This is a genomic window from Halorussus pelagicus (assembly GCF_004087835.1).
Classification (GTDB): domain Archaea; phylum Halobacteriota; class Halobacteria; order Halobacteriales; family Haladaptataceae; genus Halorussus; species Halorussus pelagicus.
Genome location: NZ_CP035119.1, coordinates 1,170,796 through 1,190,025, shown reverse-complemented (window position 1 = coordinate 1,190,025; position 19,230 = coordinate 1,170,796). Strand labels below are relative to the sequence as shown.

At 64.5% G+C, this 19,230-nt stretch carries 18 protein-coding genes; 8 read left to right on the top strand and 10 right to left on the bottom strand.

Features of this window, described 5'->3' with window-relative positions; genetic code table 11:
• Positions 1-71: 71 nt before the first annotated feature.
• Both EP007_RS06075 and EP007_RS06070 read left to right on the top strand, forming a co-directional pair.
• A complete protein-coding gene (locus EP007_RS06075) occupies positions 72-908 on the top strand; it encodes a proline dehydrogenase family protein (RefSeq protein WP_128476796.1) in 837 nt (278 codons plus the stop codon).
• Between the two features lie 131 nt (positions 909-1,039).
• Positions 1,040-1,648, top strand: a complete 609-nt coding sequence (locus EP007_RS06070; protein WP_128476795.1) for a DUF502 domain-containing protein — start codon at positions 1,040-1,042, stop codon at positions 1,646-1,648.
• Positions 1,649-1,680: 32 nt separating this feature from the next.
• Here EP007_RS06070 and EP007_RS06065 read toward each other — a convergent pair whose 3' ends face one another.
• The 3 genes from EP007_RS06065 to EP007_RS06055 form a co-directional block, all read right to left on the bottom strand.
• On the bottom strand, positions 1,681-2,616 hold the full coding sequence (locus EP007_RS06065) for a branched-chain amino acid transaminase (RefSeq protein WP_128476794.1): 936 nt from the start codon (positions 2,614-2,616) through the stop codon (positions 1,681-1,683).
• Between the two features lie 147 nt (positions 2,617-2,763).
• Complete coding sequence (gene ribB / locus EP007_RS06060; RefSeq protein ID WP_128476793.1) at positions 2,764-3,462, bottom strand: 3,4-dihydroxy-2-butanone-4-phosphate synthase; 699 nt, start codon at positions 3,460-3,462, stop codon at positions 2,764-2,766.
• Entirely contained in the window at positions 3,459-4,166 is a 708-nt protein-coding gene (locus tag EP007_RS06055; protein ID WP_128476792.1) for a DUF120 domain-containing protein, read from the bottom strand. Before EP007_RS06055 ends, ribB begins: the two co-directional genes overlap by 4 nt.
• Between EP007_RS06055 and EP007_RS17880 the strand changes: the two genes are divergently transcribed.
• On the top strand, positions 4,156-4,443 hold the full coding sequence (locus EP007_RS17880) for a cupin domain-containing protein (RefSeq protein ID WP_243700454.1): 288 nt from the start codon (positions 4,156-4,158) through the stop codon (positions 4,441-4,443). The two genes, EP007_RS06055 and EP007_RS17880, sit on opposite strands and share 11 nt — an antisense overlap.
• Position 4,444: 1 nt before the next feature.
• Here the strand turns inward: EP007_RS17880 and twy1 are convergent, their stop codons facing one another.
• On the bottom strand, positions 4,445-5,422 hold the full coding sequence (gene twy1 / locus EP007_RS06045) for a 4-demethylwyosine synthase TYW1 (protein ID WP_128476791.1): 978 nt from the start codon (positions 5,420-5,422) through the stop codon (positions 4,445-4,447).
• 210 nt (positions 5,423-5,632) lie between these two features.
• Between twy1 and EP007_RS06040 the strand changes: the two genes are divergently transcribed.
• Positions 5,633-7,195 (top strand): Na+/H+ antiporter NhaC family protein, encoded by a 1,563-nt coding sequence (locus tag EP007_RS06040; RefSeq protein ID WP_128476790.1) that lies wholly within the window; start codon positions 5,633-5,635, stop codon positions 7,193-7,195.
• A gap of 134 nt (positions 7,196-7,329) precedes the next feature.
• Positions 7,330-9,105, top strand: coding sequence for an arginine--tRNA ligase (gene argS, locus EP007_RS06035; RefSeq protein WP_128476789.1), 1,776 nt, complete (start codon positions 7,330-7,332; stop codon positions 9,103-9,105).
• Here argS and EP007_RS18120 read toward each other — a convergent pair whose 3' ends face one another.
• Positions 9,106-9,240: a hypothetical protein gene (locus EP007_RS18120; RefSeq protein WP_281062936.1), complete on the bottom strand. Its 135-nt coding sequence runs from the start codon at positions 9,238-9,240 to the stop codon at positions 9,106-9,108.
• A gap of 42 nt (positions 9,241-9,282) precedes the next feature.
• The gene (gene minD / locus EP007_RS06030) at positions 9,283-11,076 is read right to left on the bottom strand and encodes a cell division ATPase MinD (protein WP_128476788.1); all 1,794 of its coding nucleotides are present in this window, start codon (positions 11,074-11,076) and stop codon (positions 9,283-9,285) included.
• Positions 11,077-11,326: 250 nt separating this feature from the next.
• Between minD and prf1 the strand changes: the two genes are divergently transcribed.
• Positions 11,327-12,568, top strand: coding sequence for a peptide chain release factor aRF-1 (gene prf1, locus EP007_RS06025; protein ID WP_128476787.1), 1,242 nt, complete (start codon positions 11,327-11,329; stop codon positions 12,566-12,568).
• 503 nt (positions 12,569-13,071) lie between these two features.
• On the opposite strand, the gene EP007_RS06020 is transcribed toward prf1, so the two are convergent.
• Complete coding sequence (locus EP007_RS06020) at positions 13,072-14,064, bottom strand: radical SAM protein (protein ID WP_128476786.1); 993 nt, start codon at positions 14,062-14,064, stop codon at positions 13,072-13,074.
• A 149-nt stretch (positions 14,065-14,213) separates the two neighbouring features.
• Here EP007_RS06020 and EP007_RS06015 point away from each other — a divergent pair, with 149 nt between their 5' ends.
• Positions 14,214-15,317, top strand: coding sequence for a DUF373 family protein (locus EP007_RS06015; protein WP_128476785.1), 1,104 nt, complete (start codon positions 14,214-14,216; stop codon positions 15,315-15,317).
• 26 nt (positions 15,318-15,343) lie between these two features.
• Here the strand turns inward: EP007_RS06015 and EP007_RS06010 are convergent, their stop codons facing one another.
• Entirely contained in the window at positions 15,344-16,186 is an 843-nt protein-coding gene (locus EP007_RS06010) for a polyprenyl synthetase family protein (RefSeq protein ID WP_128476784.1), read from the bottom strand.
• A 158-nt stretch (positions 16,187-16,344) separates the two neighbouring features.
• Here EP007_RS06010 and EP007_RS06005 point away from each other — a divergent pair, with 158 nt between their 5' ends.
• The gene (locus EP007_RS06005) at positions 16,345-17,397 is read left to right on the top strand and encodes a thrombospondin type 3 repeat-containing protein (protein ID WP_128476783.1); all 1,053 of its coding nucleotides are present in this window, start codon (positions 16,345-16,347) and stop codon (positions 17,395-17,397) included.
• A gap of 54 nt (positions 17,398-17,451) precedes the next feature.
• Here EP007_RS06005 and EP007_RS06000 read toward each other — a convergent pair whose 3' ends face one another.
• On the bottom strand, positions 17,452-18,402 hold the full coding sequence (locus EP007_RS06000) for an electron transfer flavoprotein subunit alpha/FixB family protein (protein ID WP_128476782.1): 951 nt from the start codon (positions 18,400-18,402) through the stop codon (positions 17,452-17,454).
• Complete coding sequence (locus EP007_RS05995) at positions 18,399-19,190, bottom strand: electron transfer flavoprotein subunit beta/FixA family protein (RefSeq protein WP_128476781.1); 792 nt, start codon at positions 19,188-19,190, stop codon at positions 18,399-18,401. The genes EP007_RS06000 and EP007_RS05995 overlap by 4 nt, the downstream gene beginning before the upstream one ends.
• Positions 19,191-19,230: the final 40 nt, after the last annotated feature.

Genomic DNA, 19,230 nt, shown 5'->3' with positions numbered 1-19,230 from the left:
ATTTACTGCTCGGCGCACTATCGGCGACGAATCGGCCAAGTTAAAGACCCACCGGTCACAAGCCCCGATTAATGATACCACCTATCGCTAGCAAGTTCGTCGCTGGCGAGTCGCCCGCCGAGGCAATCGAACACACGCGGGACCTGAACGACCGGAACGTGAAGGCCATCCTGAACCTGCTCGGCGAACACTACCACGAGCGCGCCCCCGCCGACGAGGACGCGGAGGCGTATCTCCGTCTGGTGGACGACATCGAGAGCGCGGACGCGGAGGCCTGCATCTCGGTCAAGCCCTCGCAGGTCGGTCTCGACGTTGGGACGGAAGTGTTCCACGAAAACGTCGAGCGCATCGCCGACTACGCCGCCGACCGCGGAGTATTCGTCTGGATAGACATGGAGGACCACGACACGACCGACGTGACCCTCGACATCTTCGAGAAAGTGGCCCGGAAACACGAGGGCGGCGTCGGTCTCTGCGTGCAGTCGAACCTCAAGCGGACCGGCGACGACCTCGAACGCCTCGCTGATCTCCCCGGCAAGATTCGACTCGTCAAGGGTGCCTACGACCCGCCCGCCGAAGTCGCGCTTACGGAGAAGTCGAAGGTCAACGCCGCGTACAAGCGCCACCTCGAATACATGTTCGAGCATTTCGAGGGCGGTATCGCCGTCGGGAGCCACGACCCCGAGATGATCGAGTACGCGACGGACCTTCACGAGGAGTATGGCACCGACTTCGAGGTTCAGATGCTGATGGGCGTGCGCGAGGACGCTCAGTACGACCTCGCCGAGGAGTACGAGGTCTGGCAGTACGTCCCCTACGGCGACAAGTGGCTCTCGTACTTCTACCGGCGAGCGATGGAGCGCAAGGAAAACATGCTGTTTGCGCTCCGGGCGGTCATCGGTCGGTGAGAGCGCCTCGGTTCGCTTTTCTCCGAGACTTCTCGACGGTGGCCGACTCGGGACCGGTCGCACCGATTCTGTCTCGCTAGTCGAACGGATAACATCTAGTTTATAATCCTGCGCTCGGATACCTCCGACAAATGTCCTCGTGGAAACGCGACGTTGCGAGCGGTCTCATCGTCATCCTTCCCCTCCTCGTTTCGGCGTACATTATCGCGTACCTCTACTCGGCCATCGCGGGGATTCCCGTCCTTCAGGACATCGACCCGCCGCTTCGCGTGCTGACGGTCCTCACCGTCTTCTCGATGCTGGTCCTCAGCGTCGGCTACATGATGCGGACAGCGGTCGGGTCGCTCGTGGAGAACGCCATCGACGGCGTGATGAATCAGGTGCCGGGTCTCCGCGTCATCTACAACGCCTCGAAGATGGCGGCCGAGACGGCGCTCTCGGACACGACGGACCTACAGGCCCCCGTCAAAGTCGAAGTGTGGGACGGAATGCGGATGACCGCGTTCAAAACCGGTAAATCGACCGACGACGGCCGCGAACTACTCTTTCTCCCCACCGCACCGAACATCACGACCGGGTTCGTCGTTGAGGTCGAACCCGCCGACTTCGAGGAGACCGACGAGAGCGTCGAGGACGCGCTGACCCGCGTTCTGAGCGCCGGATTCGGCGAGACCAGCGAGGCGGGTATCCCTATCGACGTGCAGGACGAGAAAGAAAAACAGTCGCCGCCGCCCCAGTAGGCGGCGTTATCCGGCCGAAACCCGCTCGCGCGCTACTCTTCGACGTACTCGAACCACTCTTCGTAGTCGTCGGTCCGGCGGTTCACGATATCGAAAAAGCGCGACTGAATCTCCTCGGTGACGGGACCGCGGCCACCCTCGCCGATTTCCACGTTGTCCACCTGCCGGATGGGCGTGACCTCCGCGGCCGACCCGGTGAAGAACAGTTCGTCGGCGGTGTTGAGTTCGCCCCGCGAGATAGTCGCTTCGTCGTGGACCTCGTAGCCCATCTCCTCGGCCAGCGTAATCACCGAGTCGCGGGTGATGCCGTCGAGGATGCTCTCGGCGAGACCGGGCGTGTAGAGTTCGCCGTCCTTGACCATGAACAGGTTCTCGCCGGGACCCTCCGCGACGTTGCCCTCCTTGTTCAGGACGATGGCCTCCGCGAAGCCGTTCCGGCGGGCCTCTTCGCCCGCGAGCATGCTGTTGACGTACAGGCCGGTCGTCTTTGCGTTGGTCGGAATCTGGCTGGAGGCGTGCTTGCGCCACGACGAAATCATGACCTCGACGCCGTTTTCCAGCGCGTCGTCGCCGAGATACGCGCCCCACGGCCACGCCGCGATGGCGGTCTTGGTCGGGCAGTCGCCCGGACTCACGCCGAGGCTCTCGTAGCCGTAGAACGCGATGGGTCGGACGTAGCAGGACGCCAAGTCCTGCTCGCGGATGAGCGTCTCGGTCGCCTCGGTCAGTTCCTCCGGGTCGTGGTCGATTTCGAGGTCGTAGGGCTTGCAGGAGTCGTACAGTCGCTCCAAGTGCTCTTCCCAGCGGAAGAGTGCCGGTCCGTTCTCGGTGTCGTAACACCGAACGCCCTCGAACACGCCGCTCCCGTAGTGCAGGCCGTGCGTGAGGACGTGGATCTGCGCCTCGTCCCAATCGACGAACTCGCCGTCCATCCAGATCGTGTCCACGTCCATCTCGTCGAAGCTCATACGTGCGGACGAACGGACGCCTCCGTTAAGAGTGTTCACGGTTCGTCACGGACGATGACCGAAATCCCCGGCATCTTCCGGAACGCATTGCCGCAAAATCGTTGTGAGCCTCGCCGTCGTCTGCTTGCGCGACGAGCGCGGCCCGACTTACTCGACGTACTCCACGACTTCCGAGCCTTCCACGTACGCGAGTCCGTGGCGCTCGGCGTAGGCCTTCGCGTCCTCGGGCGCGAGCGCCTCGCCGGTCTCGTCATCAAGCATCTCGCAGACGACGACTGCGGGTTCCCGCCCGGCGGCCGCGGCCAGCGCGATTCCCAACTCGGTGTGACCCTCGCGGTCGGCCAGCAGGTCCGGGGCGGCCCGGAGCAGGTGGATGTGGCCCGGCGCGCGAAACTCCGCGGCGAAGTCGATCTCGGTGGGGGCGCTCGCGGTTTCACCGCTCGCATTCGAGGTGCTTTGCACCTCGCTAGCGGCCGCGGCCAGTTCGGTAATCGTCGTCGTGCGGTCCTCGTCGGTGATGCCGGTGTAGGTGTCCCGATGGTTCACCGGGAGCGAGAACGACGAGCGCTCGTCGTAGCCCAACTCGTGGGCCGCGCTCGCGGGGTGGTCCAGCGTCTCCTCCAAGAACGGCAGGTCGAAAGCAGTGGCCACTTCGTCCGAGAGCGCGACGCAGATGAGACCCCCGGCGTCGTTGCGCATCCGCGACACGTCCTCGGGCGTGACCGCGCCCGCGGGGTAAATCAGGTCGGTCTCGCCCTCGCGGTCGGCGGCGTCGTGAACGAGGACCGGCGACCCCTCGCGGAACGCCTCGACAGCGGCCTTGACGCCTGCGGCGGCCTGACTCATGGGTTCTCCTCGATGTGAACGGTTACGTGGTCGCCGTCCTCTAGTCCCAGTTCTTCGCGGAGTTTGATGGGCGCGATGATTTCCAACTGGTCGTCGTCGTGGTGGGTGCGCTCGGGCGCGATGGTGTGAGCCTCCTCGTACACCTCCCCGTCTTGGGTCTCGACCACCGCGGGGTAACACACCGCAGGACCGTAGGTCCGGTCGTCGTCCTCCCACCCGTCTATGGGTACGGGGTCCAGCGCCTCCATCGCCGACCGCGCGCGCAGGCTCTCGTCGGTCAACTCGACGTTCAGCGTGCCGAGGAACGGTTCGTACCCCAGTCGGTCCTCGAACTGCTCCATGTATCCGGGCAGGGAGATGTAGTGGCGTCCTTCGCCCATTCCGCTGGTGACGGTCCCCGTCAAATCGACGCCAGCGGGCATCTCGAAGATGCGACGGTAGTCCTCGTACTCGCGCTTGAGCGACCACTCGCCGTCCTCGGTGATGGTGACCCACTGGCCGTCGCTGACCATCTCGCGCTCAACGAGTCCGGCGTCGTCTAGCCGCTGGAGTCGCCGCGAGGCGGTCTGGTTCGAGGCGTCGAGTCGGTCCGAGAGACCCGAGCAAGAGACCTTCACCTCGCCCTCCAACCCGCCGTCGAGCGCGAGGAGTTTGAGTGCCGCGAGTTCGTCGTACCCGACTGCACGCGGCCGTGTGGTTGACATACTCGACACTCGGGCCGCGCTCGGTTTAAGGATAACGGATGCGGTACGGTTCTCAGAAATGGAATGGTGTGCCGGGACCGGAACGACGAACCTCGATTCGGTTTGGAGCTTTGGACTTCTCGTACCTGTTTCTTCCGGAGTCATTCCGGCAGGGGTCGAACACCGCCCGGTCGCCGACGAGGGTGAGGCCGAGGTGTTGCTCTTTGACCCGACTGAGACAAAGAATACGGGAAACGTCGAGAGTGAGGAGACCGAAGACAAGTTAGAGCGGGTTTGATTTACTCCCCACTCACGGCATCCCGCGCCCAGAACTCGCTGTCTTTCTTCAACTTCGGCACCCACGTATCGTCGGTTTTCGACAGTAACGCCACGCGCGAGACCGGCACGTCCTTCAGATACTCGTGGTCGGGCATGTGTTCCTGAATCCGCTCGGTAAACTCGACGACATCCTCGTGGTCGAGCATCGACTCGCGGGCCACCCGGTCGCGCGACTCGCCGACGTGCATGTAGGATTTCAACTCCACGAAGTCGGGGTCCGCGCGCTGGTAGAATCCGGCGTACCAGTCGGGATGATGGACGTTCTCACCGCCGACCAGCGTGGTTCGGAGGACGGTCCGAGTCTCGTCTTTCTCCGCCAGCACGTCCATCGTCTCGACCAACTTCTCCCACGCGTCGTCTTCCATCGCCTTCACGACCTCGTCGAAGGTGTGGCGCTCGGGGGCGTCCACGCTGACGTAGAGTTGCGTCGGGTCGCATTCCCTGAGGATGTCGGGCCGGGTGCCGTTGCTCACGAGGAACGTCGTGATGTCGCGGTCGTGGAACGCCTCGATGAGTTCCGGGAGATAGGGGTAGAGCGTCGGTTCGCCGTCGAGGCTGATGGCGACGTGGCGCGGTTCCATGCTTTCTTCGAAGCGCTCGCGGGGCACCTCGTCGTTGCCGCCGAACCCCGAGAGGAGTTTCTTCTGGAGTTCGATGCTGGCATCGACGACCGCTTCGGGGTCGTCCCACTCTACGTCGCCGAGTTCGTAGGCGTGGCCCGCGTGGTCGCGCCAGCAGAAGACACAGCGCTCGTTGCACTTGACCACGGGCGTCATCTGGATACAGCGGTGAGACTCGATGCCGTAGAAGATGTTCTTGTAACACTTGCCCTCTCCTCGCAGGGCGTTGGCGGTCCATCCGCAAGTCTGGGCGGCGGTGTGGTTCTCGTGGTGGTACTCCGGCGAGTCCACCTGTTTCGGTCCGTCCGATTCGCTCATTGTGGGTAGGATGTAGTCCAACGGTAAAACGTTCTTTCCTCCGTCGCCCTCGTTGCTCACGTTTCCTCGCTCCCGAGTCGCGCGTCTTTCGACGCCCCTCGAAGCAACCGGATGTTGAGAAACGTGTGAAAATTGAGGGCAATAACGCTGTTTTAGGCAGGATAATTGAACAAGGTTTAACCCACCGCCCTAGGAAACGCTTCGAGCGTAATGGCATCAGAAACGTACGGCATGATCAGTCTGCTTCCAGCGCTGTTCGCTATCGTGCTGACGCTGGTGAGCAGACAGGTGTTGCTCTCACTGTTTGCTGGGATTTGGATAGGTGCGACCATCTTGGTGGGTTGGAATCCGGTCACCGGTGCGGCCCACTCCCTCCAGTTGGTTATCGATAACATCACGGCGTCGTTCAACAGCAAACTCTTGTTGTTCACGTTCCTCTCGGGAGCGATGCTCGGGATGATCTTCCTCTCGGGAGGGATGAAAGCCCTCGCCGAGCGCATCATCTCGCGGATTCGGACGCGCCGACAGGCCGAACTCGGGACGAGCATCCTCGGGATGCTCATCTTCGTTGACTCTTACGCGAGTACGATGATAACCGGGTCAGTGATGCGCCCCATCACCGACCAGTTCGACATCAGTCGAGAGAAACTCGCCTATCTCCTCGACTCGACCACCTCGCCCGTCGTTAGCGTCGCCGTCGTCTCGACGTGGGTCGGCTTCGAGGTCGGTCTCATCCGGGAGCAGTTCACGGCGCTCGGCATCGACCAGAGCGCGTTCGTGGTGTTCCTCCAGAGCATCCCGTTCCGCTTCTACAGTCTCCTCGCGGTCGTCCTCGTCTTCATCGTCGTCATCACCGGATGGAACTTCGGGCCGATGAAGCGCGCGGAGACCCGCGCGAAGGAGACGGGAAAGGTCCTCCGCGACGACGCGGACCCGCTGTTGGAGACCCGCGAGGAGGATATCGTCACGCCCGACCACGTCGATTCGCGCTGGTGGTACTTCGCGGCCCCCATCGTTGCGCTCGTGGCCGTCACGGGTCTCGGACTGCTCACTTCCGGCGGATGGCCGGGCGTCGGCCCGGTCGAAGCGCTGAAGGACGCCGCGACGGCCGACGCCATCCTCTGGGGCGTCTTCTCGGCCTGCGGCCTGCTACTGGCGATTCTCGTCGGGCACGCGCGCGTCGGACTCGACGACATCAGCGACTCCATCTTCGAGGGATTCAAGATGGTGATGTTCCCGGTCGCCATTCTCTCGCTGGCGTGGACCATCGGGTCGGTCAGCGAAGCGCTCGGCGTCGGTCCCTACGTCGTCTCCGTCTCCGAGGGCGTCATCACCGCCGAACTGCTCCCCGCGGTCGTCTTCCTCGCGGCGGCCGTCATCTCGTTCAGCATCGGCACCTCGTGGGGAACGATGGGAATCATGTTCCCCGTTGCCGTGCCGCTGGCGTTCAACCTCGGCGCACCGCTTCCGGGCGCAGTCGGTGCCATTCTCACGGGGTCGCTGTTCGGCGACCACTGTTCGCCCATCAGCGACACGACGGTGCTGTCGTCGATGTTCGCCGGAGCGGACCACGTTGACCACGTCAACACCCAGATTCCGTATGCCGTCCTCTGTGGGACCGTTGCGACGTTGCTGTTCCTCGCAAGCGGATACAATATCTCGCCGCTCCCGCTCCTCGCGGTGGGCGTCGTTCTCCTCGGAGCCGCGGCGTACGGTCTCTCGGAACATACCACGGTCAGGATGCCGCGCGTGTTCGGCTCGGACGCCGACTGATTGTTCGAACGCGGTTTCATTTTTTCGCACGCAGTCCTCGCGCCCGGAGAGACGCGACCGAACCGACGGTCTCGCGGACGGACTCACACGCTTCAGAAACCCATTTATCCGCCGGTCGAAAATCATCGGGTAACATGTATCTCCAGTTCCGGGACGACGTGGAGGACGCGCTCGTCTCCGCGCTCGAAGCGCTCGACCTCCCGACCGACGACCTCGGCGTCGAGGACCCGCCGGAGGGCGTCAACGCTGTGTTGGCTTCCAGCGCGGCGTTCCGACTCGCGGGCGAGGTCGGCGCGCCCCCGCCGCAGGTCGCGGGCCAGATCGCCGACGAAATCGACGCGAGCGAGTACGACCTCATCGCCGCCGCGACGCCGCAGGGTCCCTACGTCAACTTCGCGCCGAGCGACGCCTACTACGAGGGCACCGCCGAGGAGGCCCAGCAGGCGGACTTCGGCCACCTCGAACCGACCGGCGAGGAAGTCGTGGTCGAACACACGTCCGCGAACCCGACCGGCCCGGTCCACGTCGGCCGGGCGCGCAACCCCATCGTCGGCGACGCGGTGGCGCGGGTCCTCTCGTTCGCGGGCCACGACGTGGACCGCCACTACTACGTCAACGACGCGGGCCGTCAGATGGCCGTCTTTACATGGGCCTACGAGACCTTCGACGAGGCGGACCTCGACGCCGACCCCGAGCGTGACAAGGACGACTACGACCTCGTGCGCTACTACCGCAAGGGCAACGACTTCCTCGAAAACGGCGACCCCGACGAGGTCGAGGAGGCCGAAGACGAGATTCAGGCCATCATGCAGGGTCTCGAAGCGGGCGACGAGGAGACCTACAAGCGCGTGCAGAACGTCGTGGACACCGTCCTCGGCGGGATGCGCGAGAGTCTCGACCGCCTGCCCGCCGAGTTCGACGAGTTCGTCAAGGAGACCCGGTTCCTCCGCGACGGGTCGGCCGACGACGTGGTCGAGCGCCTGAAGGAACTCGACGAGGCCGTCTACGAGGACGAGGCGTGGCAACTCGACTTGGCGGAGTTCGACATCGAGAAGAACTTCGTGTTCCTCCGGTCGGACGACACCACACTGTACGCGACCCGCGACCTCGCGCACCACGAGTGGAAGTTCGACAACTACGACCGCGCCGTCACCGTCCTCGGCGAGGACCACAAGCTACAGGCCCGCCAGATGAACGCCACGCTCGACCTGCTCGGCAACGACACCGACCAGTTGCGGCAGGTTATCTACTCCTACGTCAACCTCCCCGAGGGGAAGATGTCCACTCGCGCAGGCACCGGCATCGACTTGGACGACCTGCTTGACGAGGCCATCGACCGCGCCCGCGAAGAGGTCGAGACCCGACTCGACGACCGCATCCGCGACGACGACCTCACCGAGGAGGACGTAGAGCGCATCGCCGAGCAGGTCGGCATCGGCGCGGTCCGGTACGACATCGTTTCCAAGCAACCGACGAAGGCAATCACCTTCGAGTGGGACCGCGCGCTCGACTTTGAGGCCCAGAGCGCACCCTACGTCCAGTACGTCCACGCGCGCTGTTGCGGGATTCTCGAAGAGGCGGGCATCGACCCCGTCTCCTCGGACCCGGTCGCGGAGGGCTTCGACGCCTCCCTGCTGGAGACGGCGGCCGAGCGCGAACTGCTGGAAGTCATCGCGCGCTTCCCTGCGGTCATCGAGGAGGCCGCCGAAGACCTCGAACCCCACGTCGTTGCGACCTACACCCGCGAAATAGCCGAGACGTTCAACACCTTCTACCGGGAGTGCCCCGTGCTGGCCAACGACGTGGACGACGACCTGCGCGACGCTCGCCTCGCGCTCGTCGCGGCGTCGAAACACGCGGTCGGCAACGCCCTGCAAGTGCTGGGCGTCGCCGCGCCGCGGTCGATGTAGTCACACCGGGAGCAGGACGCCAACCGACCCGACCAACTCTCCGCCGACGAATAGAATCGCTCCCGCGGCGACTCCGAGCGTCAGTATCACGAAAACCACGATCCACCAGAACGGCACCGCGGTACGCTCTGCCATACTGATACGTTCCGCCGCGAAGCCCCTTATTGGTTCGCGCCGTCACTTGAACAGCGACCCGATGCGGCCCAGCACGCCGCCGCTCTCCTCGGAGTCGTCGTCCTCCGAACTGTCGGATGCCGGAATTTCGTCTAGTTCGGGGTCGGCCCGCGCCTCGTCCGCGAGCGTCTCGCGCGCAGTCTCGTCACGGTCGTCCTGTGTCTCCTCGGTGTCGCCAATCGGAGCGTCGCTATCGAGGGAGTCACCGTCCGCGGACCCGTCGGTTGAAGACTCACCGACTTCGGAGTCGCCGTCCGCGGACCTCCCCGACTGCGCTCGGTCGCCCTTCGCCGAACCGCCGCGGTCCTCGAAGGGAACTGCCTCGGAGTCGCTTCGCTCGCTCGGCTCGTCACTGTCCTCCCCGGTAACGTCGTTCTCTCGGCTGTCTCCGGCGCCGAGAGGGTCGTCGTTCCCGAACGGGATGCTCGCGTCGCCGTCCGGCGAGTCGCCGCTCACGCCGCCAGCGAGGGGGTCGTCTTGCTCGTCGCCAGCGAGGGGGTCATTTTCCTCGTCGCCAGCGAGCGGGTCGTCGGAGCTATCGCCTGCGAAATCGTCACCCATCCCGGCTAACCGGTCGTCGCCGTCGGAGGCCTCACCGAGGCGCTCGTCGCTGATGTGTTCGCTTATCAGGTCGTCCACGCTCCGTGCCTCGCTGGCGTCCGCCGAGTCGCCGCCGGTCTCGTCGGTTTCGTCGGTGTCCGCCGATTCTGCGGCGGCGCTCTCGGAACTCGCTTCCGTCTCTTCGTCGGTTGACTGGCCGCCGAACAGCGCGTCAGCGTCGCCGGACTCGTCGCCGAGCGCCCGCCGGACGTTCTGGGCGGCGTCGGCACTGAGCGGGTCGTCGGCGTTGGTCTCTACCGCCTCGCTCGCAGACGACTCGGCGTCCGACGAGGATGCGCCGTCCGCTGTCGCGCTATCCGTCGATACCGCGTTGCCCGCCGACGCCATGTCGAATGCATCGCTCTCCGTCGGGTCGGTGGCGCTGCCAGCGTTCTCGTCGGCGTCTTCGTCGGTAGCGCCGCGGCCGTCGGCGGGACCGACTCCTTCGTCGGTCTCCCCGTCGGCGACCGCTTCGAGTTCGGGGTCGGGGTCGGCTTCGCCGATGAGGATCGCCGCGAGGTCGCGGTAGGCCTGCCCGGCGGGCGCGTTGGGGGCGAACGCGGCGAGCGGTCGCCCGGCGTCGATACCCATCGGAACCGCCTCGTCCTGCGGGACGACGCCCAGGACTTCCGCGCCGAGGGTTTCCTCCACGTCGTCGGCGTTCAGAATGTCGCTACTTCGCTGGGTCAGGACCGCGCCGCGGACCTCGCTCTCGACGCGCTCGGCGAGTTCGCCGGTCTTGGCGGTATCCCGGACCGAAGCCACGTCGGGGGTCGCCACGAGGAGGACGCCGTCCGCGAGCGCCAGCGGAACGAGCGTGTCGAAGCTGACGCCAGCGCCCGTGTCGAGCAGGATGTAGTCGTACGTCTCGCGGAGCGATTCCACGACGCCCTGCAAGTTCGCGGGGTCGGACTTGACGAACGCCTCGATGTCGGTCGCGCTCGGTAGCACGTCGATGTCGCCGGGCGCTCGGTAGACGGCCTCCTCGACATCGGCCTCGCCCGCCAGCACCTCGTGGAGCGTCGGCGTCTCGATCTCGAAATCGAGGAAGTCCGCGAGGTTCGCCATCCCGAGGTCGGTGTCCACGACGACGACGGAGTTGCCCCGGTCGGCCAGCATCGCCCCGAGGTTGATCGCAGTCGTCGTCTTCCCGACACCTCCTTTGCCGCTCGCTATCGCGTAAACCGTGTCGGACATGATACTCGTTGTCCCAATCGAACCATGACACGCATATAAAGTTAGTCCGTCGGAGGCGACATATTTGGGTGTTTGGGGTGACTGTGAGCGCGTCGGTTCCGAACGCGAGAATAATCGCAGATGAATCGTACGAACTTGTCCCCCGAAATTGACAGGGAACGATTCGGAGACGACGCCTCGCTCGCAGACACTATCGGCTTAGACGCGAGGTCAAAGGTTACTTACCCTTCGGAGGGGCTAGAACGTAGTAATGAGCGAGCAGGAAGGCGAGCAGTCCGACAGGAAAAAGTACGAGTTCCAGAAGGTCATCGAGGACCTCAAAGACTACGAGGGCTCCGGGACTCAGCTCGTCACCATCTACATCCCGCCGGACAAGCAGATTAGCGACGTGGTCGCGCACGTCACCCAAGAGCACAGCGAGGCGAGCAACATCAAGTCCAAGCAGACCCGGACGAACGTCCAAGACGCGCTCACGTCCATCAAGGACCGCCTGCGCTACTACGACGTGTTCCCGCCGGACAACGGCATCGTCATCTTCAGCGGCGCGATAGACAGCGGCGGCGGCCGGACCGACATGGTCACGAAGGTCCTCGAAAATCCGCCGGACCCCGTCCAGTCGTTCCGCTACCACTGCGACTCGGCGTTCCTCACCGAACCCCTTGAGGGCATGCTCGCGGACAAGGGGCTGTACGGTCTCATCGTCTTAGACCGGCGCGAGGCCAACGTCGGGTGGCTGAAGGGCAAGCGCGTCGAACCCGTCAAGTCCGCTTCCTCGCTGGTGCCGGGCAAACAGCGCAAAGGTGGTCAGTCCGCCCAACGGTTCGCTCGCCTGCGACTCGAAGCCATCGACAACTTCTACCAAGAGGTCGCCGAGATGGCTAACGACCTGATGGTCCCCAAGCGCGGCGAGTTAGACGGCATCCTCGTCGGCGGTCCCTCCCCGACCAAAGACGAGTTCCTTGACGGCGACTACCTCCACCACGAGCTTCAGGACCAAGTGCTGGACAAGTTCGACGTGGCCTACACCGATGAGTCGGGTCTCTACGACCTCGTAGACAGCGCGCAGGACGCGCTCGCCGACGCCGAGGTGATGAAGGACAAAAAGGAGATGGAGGAGTTCTTCAAACAACTTCACGACGGCAACAAGGCCACCTACGGGTTCGAGCCGACTCGCCAGAACCTCGTCATGGGGTCGGTTGACCGTCTCCTCCTCAGCGAAGACCTCCGGAAGGACGTGGTGGTCTACGAGTGTGGCGACAAAGAGGAGTACGAGTTCATCGACCAGCGCCAAGACACGCCCGCCCACACTTGCGAGGACGGCACCGAAGTGGAGTCCGAGGAGCGCGAGGACGCCATCGAGTTCCTGATGAACATCGCCGACCAGCGCGGCACCGAGACGAAGTTCATCTCCACAGACTTCGAGAAGGGCGAGCAGTTGCAGTCGGCGTTCGGCGGCGTCGCCGGAATTTTGCGCTACTCGACCGGCGTGTAAGCGGTCTCTCTTAGCTCTCACGCGCCACTCTTTTCCCTAGATTTAATATAGTGTGGGAGCATAGTCTAGATTGGTGCCAACGGTACACCACACGGGAAAAGCCTCTGACCGCGACGGCGTTTCAGGTCACGCTGCTCTCCAACTGGTGCCATTTCCTCATCCGAGTGCTGGAGGGTGCTGGGTGAACCGATGCCAAGGGCACACCGTCCTCCAGCAGCTATATCGACTATTTTGACTCACTAAAGTCCACTCTTTTTGATTCGGCTACGACTCGAAAGAACCGACGTTGTTCTCCGACTCCCGATTTTGACCGTCAGAACGTTGTTCGTCCACTATCCGGCCGATAGATCCCTTGACCGGAGTTCTACAACCTACTCCGACAGCGGATTCACTCAGTATCGCAGACGACGGATTCTATCTTCCGAAAACAACTATCGAACTCTCGACGGTGGCCGCGGGACGTTCGAAGCCGAACCCACACGAGAAGGCCGGTCCGCACACCGTCACGCCAGCGGCGTCCGCTCGACGACCTGCCCGTCCACGGTCGGATACTGCTCGACGATTTCGCCCTCCTCTACGTCGCCCTCCTCGACCATCTCTTCGAGGAGCCACCACGCCAGTTCGACGTGGTCGGACTTGACGGTGTAGAACTCCTCGGGGACGCCGAGTTCTTCGAGGCGGCGCTCGGGTTCCCATGTCTTGCCGTAGACGAGCGTCCCGTCGTCGGTCACGTCGTCGAACTCCCGGCGGATGTTCTTGGCCATGCGCTTCATCCGGTTGCGGTGCTGGGCGGCGTCCTTGAACACGGAGGTACAGAAGTAGACGCGCTCGTGGTCGCCCATTGTTTCCAGAATCTCTTTCGACCCCTCGACGGCGCTCATGTGGCCGTCCTGCAACTCGTAGCCTTCCTCTTGCATCCGGCGGAAGTTACCGTCGCTCATCTCGAACTCGTTGACGTTGCAGAACTCGGCCGCGCCCTCGTCCAAGAACTCTAAGAACTCCTCTTCGGCGCGGATGCCCGGAATCTCGAAGGCGGGGGTCAGTCCCTCCTCGCGGGCGATGTAGAGGATGTCCTCCCACTCGGTGCCGTGCATGTCGCCCCAGAGGTCCAGCGGCGGGTGGAACCGAATCTCGTCGAGTCCGGCCTCCGAGAGGCGGCGCATGTTCTCGCGGCCGCCCGTGATGCCGGTGTAGAGGTGCGTGTGGTGGTCCTCGCCGAACTCGTCTTTGAGAAGCGAGAGATACCGACAGGTCTTGTTCATCGCCTCCTGCGGTTCGCCGCCGGTGATGGAGGTTCCGAGCGCGTCCATGCGCTTGGCCTCGGTAATCACGTCCTCGTCGGACTCGACTTTCCGCTCGTTGGCGTACACGTCGGTGACGTTCTTGCGATTCTCGCCGAGGGGACAGTAGAAGCAGTCCCGCTGGTCGCAGTAGCCGTAGACGAAGAGCACCATCTTGCCTCCTTTGGCGCACTGTTCGCAACCCTTCGAAATCATTCGTTAGTCGTGGTTTATTCGTCGGACGCGGAAAAAGTGTGCGAATCGGGGTTCGGCCGCAGTCCGTTCCGCTCGGCGTCGGACGCCCAATTCCGACCGCTGGCAGGCGTCCCGAAAGAAGTTAAACCCCCGACCCGTACGCCCGCCTAATGCTGCTGGTCCTCTGCGTGGACCTCGACGACGACCTCGGCCGCAAGACCGACTTCGACACGCCCGTCGTCGGCCGCGACAACGTCGAAGCCGCGGCGGTCTCGTTAGCGACGACTGACCCCGAGGACAGCGACGTGAACGTCATGTTCGAGGGCGTCCACCTCGCGGACCGAATCGAGGACGAGCGCGTCGAAGTCGCCATCGTCACGGGCACCGAGGCGGGTGACGTTGCGGCGAACCGCGCGGTTGGCGACGAGGTAGACGAGGTGCTGGCCGGTCTCTCGACCCGCGAGGAGGTCCAAGCGGTCATCGTCACCGACGGCGCGCAAGACGAGAGCGTGATTCCGGTCATCCGCTCGCGGGTGCCCATCGACGGCGTGCGCCGGGTCGTCGTCCGGCAGGCCCAAGACCTCGAATCGATGTACTACACCATCAAGCAGGTGCTGGACGACCCCGAGACTCGCGGGACCATTCTCGTTCCACTCGGAATCCTGCTTCTCATCTACCCGCTGGCCATCATCTCCGATTCGCTCGGACTTCCCGGCGCGGCCGTCTTCGGCGTCACCTCGGGGCTACTCGGTCTCTACGTCCTCGGCCGAGGACTGGGCGTCGAGCGCCTGCTCGACCGCGCGGCCGAGAAGGCCAGAAACAGCCTCTACGCCGGTCGGGTGACGCTCATCACGTACGTCGTCGCGGCCGCCCTACTGGTCGTCGGCGGCGTCCGCGGTGTCGAGACCTTGGAGTCGGTCGAGACCACGACGAACGGAGCCATCAGCCCGCTCGAAGTGCTGGCCGCGCTGGTCAACGGCGCGGTGACGTGGTTCACCGCCGCGGGGGTCACCACCAGTCTCGGCCAGATTACCGACGAGTATCTGGCCGACCGCTTTCAGTGGCGCTACCTCAACGCCCCGTTCTACGTCCTCTCCATCGCGCTCGTCTTACACGCCATCAGCGCGTACTTCCTCCACCGGGTGCCGGTCGAACTCCCGCGACTCACCTACCTCGCGGTGATGCTCACGGTCGGGACCCTCCTTGGACTGACGAGTACGCTCGCGTTCGCCATCGCAGAATCTCGGCGGTCGCGGCGCGCAGAGCCGAGTTGAAAACTGCTCGCAGAAATCGGAAAGCGTCAGTGTTCTCGCGTCACGACGAAGGCCGCCAAATCCCGGAGGTAGTCGGTCGCGGTCAGGTCGGGCGTCTCGGCTCTGTCGAGTGCGGCTAGCGCGGCCTCGCTCTTCTCGTGGGCCAAGGCGTCGGCCTCCTCGGCGTCCAAGTCGGTCACGCGGACTATCGACGGGCGGCCCATCTCGGCGTCGTGGCCGGTGGGCTTGCCGAGGGCCGCTTCGTCGGCCGTCGCGTCGAGTACGTCGTCACGAATCTGGAACGCGACGCCGACCTTCTCGGCGTACTCGCCGAACGCTTCGACAGTGGCGGGGTCGGCGTCGGCCGCTATCGCGCCCAGCTCCGCGGCGGCACGGAACAGTGCGCCGGTCTTCCGACGGGCGAGTTCCATGTACCCCTCGCGGTTGGTCGGCCGGGCGACGAGTTCGGTCGCCTCGCCCTCGCCGAGTTCGACCATCGCGTCGGCGACGGCCTCCATCGCCCGCGGGTCCGGCGAGAACAACTCGAAGGCCTCGCCGATGAGTCCGTCGCTGGCGACGATGGCGGGCGAGTAGCCGTACTCGGCCCACGCGCTCGCGCTCCCGCGTCGGGTGTCCGACCGGTCGATGATGTCGTCAACGACCAGCGAGGCGTCGTGGACGAGTTCGACGCCGACCGCGAAGTCAACGGCGGCCTCGGCCTCTCCCCCTGCCGATTCGCACGAGAGAACGGTGACGGTCGGCCTGACGCGCTTGCCCCCCGATAGCGCGACGTGGCGGACCTCGTCGGCGAGTTCCGTCGGTTCGACCCTGTCGAGGACCGTTTCGAGACGCTCCTCGACCATGGCCCTCCGGGACTCGGGATAATCCATCGGCCGGGACTCAGGACCGGCAAAACAAGTACGTGACGATACGTGGTGTCTCCTCGTCGTCACTTGAACGCGACTCGAAGCCGACGGTCGATACGAGACTCGATTTCCTGTGAACGACCGGAGAAGATATTACGGCCGACTAGCATGTCCAACAGGAGATGGTTCGGACTCTCCCCGCCGTCTGCTGTCTTCTCGTGGCGAGTGCGGTCGGCGTCGGCGTCGTCGATACGACGGTGACGAGCATCGACGGTGACGGTATCCCGGTCCTCGCCGAACTCGGTGCTGGAACGAACCCGCTGTCGGGCGACACCGATGGTGACGGCATCCCGGACAACCGCGAACGAGCGGTCGGGAGCGACCCGACCGCGACCAACGCGGACGCGGATGGCGACGGACTCGCAGACGACCGCGAGCGCGCGCTCGGGAGCGACCCGACCGACTCGGACACCGACGACGACGGACTCGGCGACGCCCGCGAGGTCGTCCTCGGCACGAGTCCCACGGACGCCGACACCGACAACGACCAGTTTTCCGACGTTCGGGAGCATCGCGTCGGGACCGACCCGACGAACCCGGACACCGACGGCGACAACCTGAAAGACGGGTGGGAGATACGCGACCGGACGCCCGAGGGGGCCGCTCTCCCCGACGCGAGCGCGTTCCGGATGGACCTTTACGTCCAGATAAACTACGCGAAGGGCGCGACGCCGATGGACCGCCGAACGCTCGACCGCATCGAGGAGCAGTGGGCCGCGATGCCCGTCGAGAATCCCGACGGGAGTACGGGCGTCTCGATACACCTCCGGAACGGGAGCTACACTGACGAACACTTCGTCTACGAGGGCGGCGACCCGACCCAGTTCGAACCGGAGTCGGCGGCGCTTCTCGGCGACCGGCGCGGCGTCTACCACCACGCGCTCGTGGTCTACTTCCACACATCGGTGGCCAGCAGAGGGAAGCTCGCCGGAAAGGGGGAAATCGGCGGCGACTTCGTCATCGTGGACAAAAAGCGACAAGGATGGGTTCGGCCCACCATCTTCACACACGAACTGCTCCACAACGTCGTCGGCCGCATCGAAGCGGACGGGCGGTGCAACGGCGACCCCCACCACTACTGCGACGGCGGTTGGTTGGAACCCGCGCCACGACAGTCAGACCAGTATCTCCCGGACCCACTCGGCGAGGAAATCGAAGAAAACGGATTCGAGTAAGTTAGCGGGCGAACGCCGACTTCGCTCACGAAGAGCGGAAAAAGACCGAAACCCTCACTCGAACTGCTCGATGAGTTCCGGAACGACCTCGAAGAGGTCGCCGACGATACCGTAGTCGGCGATGTCGAAGATGGGCGCGTTCGGGTCGGTGTTGACCGCGACGATGTTGTCTGCGCCCTTCATCCCGGCGACGTGCTGGACCGCGCCGGAGATACCGATGGCGAGGTACACCGTCGGCGTCACGACCTTGCCCGACTGGCCGACCTGCCGGTTCTTGGGAAGCCAGCCGTTGTCCACGATGGGCCGCGAGGACGCGAGGGTCGCATCGGTCGCTTCCACGAGGTCCTCGATGAGCGGGAGGTTCTCCTCCTCCTCGATACCGCGGCCGATGGAGACGATGAAGTCGGCTTCGCTGATGTCCACGTCGCCGCCGCCTACTTCTTCGAACCCGGTGACGGTCGAGCCAGCGTCGGCGTCGATGTCGGCATCGAACGCCGAAATGTCGGCGTCGCCGACGCCCTCCGCGGCGGGCCACTCCGCGCCCCGGATGGTGACGGCCTGCTGGTCGCCCGCCACGTCCACGGTCGTTTCGACCTTCGAACCGTACATCTCGCGGGTGACGGTCAGGCCGTCGTCGTAGTCGAGGGCCACCGCGTCGGTCACCAGCGGCAGGTCGAGGCGGTTGGCCACCGCGGGCGCGTAGTCGAGTCCGTTGACGCTGTTGGGCATCACGACGACTTCGGGGTCGAGTTCGGCGTGGAGCGCTTCGACCGCCTGCGCGTACACGTCGTGGTTGAACTCTTCGCCGTCCGCGACGGTGTGGATGGCGTCCACGCCCTCGCGGTTCAGGTCGTCGGCGAACGACTCGGTGTCGCCGCTCACGACGGCGACGTGGAGGTCGCCGCCGGTCTCGTCGGCGAGTTGACGGCCCGCGGTGAGCAGTTCGTAACTCACGTCGCGCAGGTCGCCGCGGCGGTGTTCGGCGACGGCCAGAATATCACTCATTCTGCCACCCCCAACTCGGTGAGGACTTCGGCAAGTTTCCCGGCCGTCTCGCTGGCGTCACCATCGAAGATTTCCACGTCGCTCTCGCTTTCGGGTTCGTACATCGAAGTCAAATCGAGGTCGCTCTCGATGGACCCCGAATCGAGACCGAGGTCGTCGAGGCTCTTCGGTGCGATTTCTTTGCTCTGGGCCTGTCGGATACCACGGAGGCTGGCGTATCGCGGTTCGTTGATACCGGTCTGAATCGTCAGGACCGCGGGTAGGTCGATGTCGGTGAGTTCCTCGACCCCGCCCTCCAGTTCGCGGTGAACGTGCGCGACGTTCTCCTCGTCGTCGTAGTCGAGCGCGTTGACGACCGCACCCCACTGGAAGCCGATTTCGTCGGCCAGCGAGACGCCGGTCGCGCCAAAGGCGTCGTCGCCCGCCTGCACGCCGGACAGGACGAGGTCGGGGTCTTCCGCTTCGACGACCGCTTTCAGCAAGTTCGTCTTCGTCTCCACGTCGAGGAGGTCAACGTCCTCTAGCGCGTCGTCCCAGACGCGGACCGCGCGGTCGGCTCCTTTCGCCAGCGCCATCCGGATGGTCTCTTCGGACCGCTCGGGACCGACGGTGACGGTCACGACCTCGTCGGCCGGGCCGTCCTCCTTCAACTGGACGGCCTCCTCGACGGCGTAGTCGTCCCATTCGTTCAGGTCGTACTCGAGGTAGCGCTCGTCTACCTCTGTGCCCGCTATCTCGAAGTCATCGGCGACTTCGGCGACCTCCTTCACAGTCACCAGAACCTTCATAATAGAAAGGTCGCCGTCTTGGGGGTAAACGTTTTCGAAA

What these genes read in the sequence shown, in the direction of transcription:
- EP007_RS06005 (WP_128476783.1), top strand. Translation starts at nt 16,345, where the DNA reads ATGGTTCGGACTCTCCCCGCCGTCTGCTGTCTTCTCGTGGCGAGTGCG.
- twy1 (WP_128476791.1), bottom strand. Translation starts at nt 5,422, where the DNA reads ATGAGCGAATCGGACGGACCGAAACAGGTGGACTCGCCGGAGTACCAC.
- EP007_RS06010 (WP_128476784.1), bottom strand. Translation starts at nt 16,186, where the DNA reads ATGGATTATCCCGAGTCCCGGAGGGCCATGGTCGAGGAGCGTCTCGAA.
- minD (WP_128476788.1), bottom strand. Translation starts at nt 11,076, where the DNA reads ATGTCCGACACGGTTTACGCGATAGCGAGCGGCAAAGGAGGTGTCGGG.
- argS (WP_128476789.1), top strand. Translation starts at nt 7,330, where the DNA reads ATGTATCTCCAGTTCCGGGACGACGTGGAGGACGCGCTCGTCTCCGCG.
- EP007_RS06075 (WP_128476796.1), top strand. Translation starts at nt 72, where the DNA reads ATGATACCACCTATCGCTAGCAAGTTCGTCGCTGGCGAGTCGCCCGCC.
- EP007_RS06040 (WP_128476790.1), top strand. Translation starts at nt 5,633, where the DNA reads ATGGCATCAGAAACGTACGGCATGATCAGTCTGCTTCCAGCGCTGTTC.
- ribB (WP_128476793.1), bottom strand. Translation starts at nt 3,462, where the DNA reads ATGAGTCAGGCCGCCGCAGGCGTCAAGGCCGCTGTCGAGGCGTTCCGC.
- EP007_RS06020 (WP_128476786.1), bottom strand. Translation starts at nt 14,064, where the DNA reads ATGATTTCGAAGGGTTGCGAACAGTGCGCCAAAGGAGGCAAGATGGTG.
- EP007_RS06000 (WP_128476782.1), bottom strand. Translation starts at nt 18,402, where the DNA reads ATGAGTGATATTCTGGCCGTCGCCGAACACCGCCGCGGCGACCTGCGC.
- EP007_RS18120 (WP_281062936.1), bottom strand. Translation starts at nt 9,240, where the DNA reads ATGGCAGAGCGTACCGCGGTGCCGTTCTGGTGGATCGTGGTTTTCGTG.
- EP007_RS06065 (WP_128476794.1), bottom strand. Translation starts at nt 2,616, where the DNA reads ATGAGCTTCGACGAGATGGACGTGGACACGATCTGGATGGACGGCGAG.
- prf1 (WP_128476787.1), top strand. Translation starts at nt 11,327, where the DNA reads ATGAGCGAGCAGGAAGGCGAGCAGTCCGACAGGAAAAAGTACGAGTTC.
- EP007_RS06055 (WP_128476792.1), bottom strand. Translation starts at nt 4,166, where the DNA reads ATGTCAACCACACGGCCGCGTGCAGTCGGGTACGACGAACTCGCGGCA.
- EP007_RS05995 (WP_128476781.1), bottom strand. Translation starts at nt 19,190, where the DNA reads ATGAAGGTTCTGGTGACTGTGAAGGAGGTCGCCGAAGTCGCCGATGAC.
- EP007_RS06070 (WP_128476795.1), top strand. Translation starts at nt 1,040, where the DNA reads ATGTCCTCGTGGAAACGCGACGTTGCGAGCGGTCTCATCGTCATCCTT.
- EP007_RS06015 (WP_128476785.1), top strand. Translation starts at nt 14,214, where the DNA reads ATGCTGCTGGTCCTCTGCGTGGACCTCGACGACGACCTCGGCCGCAAG.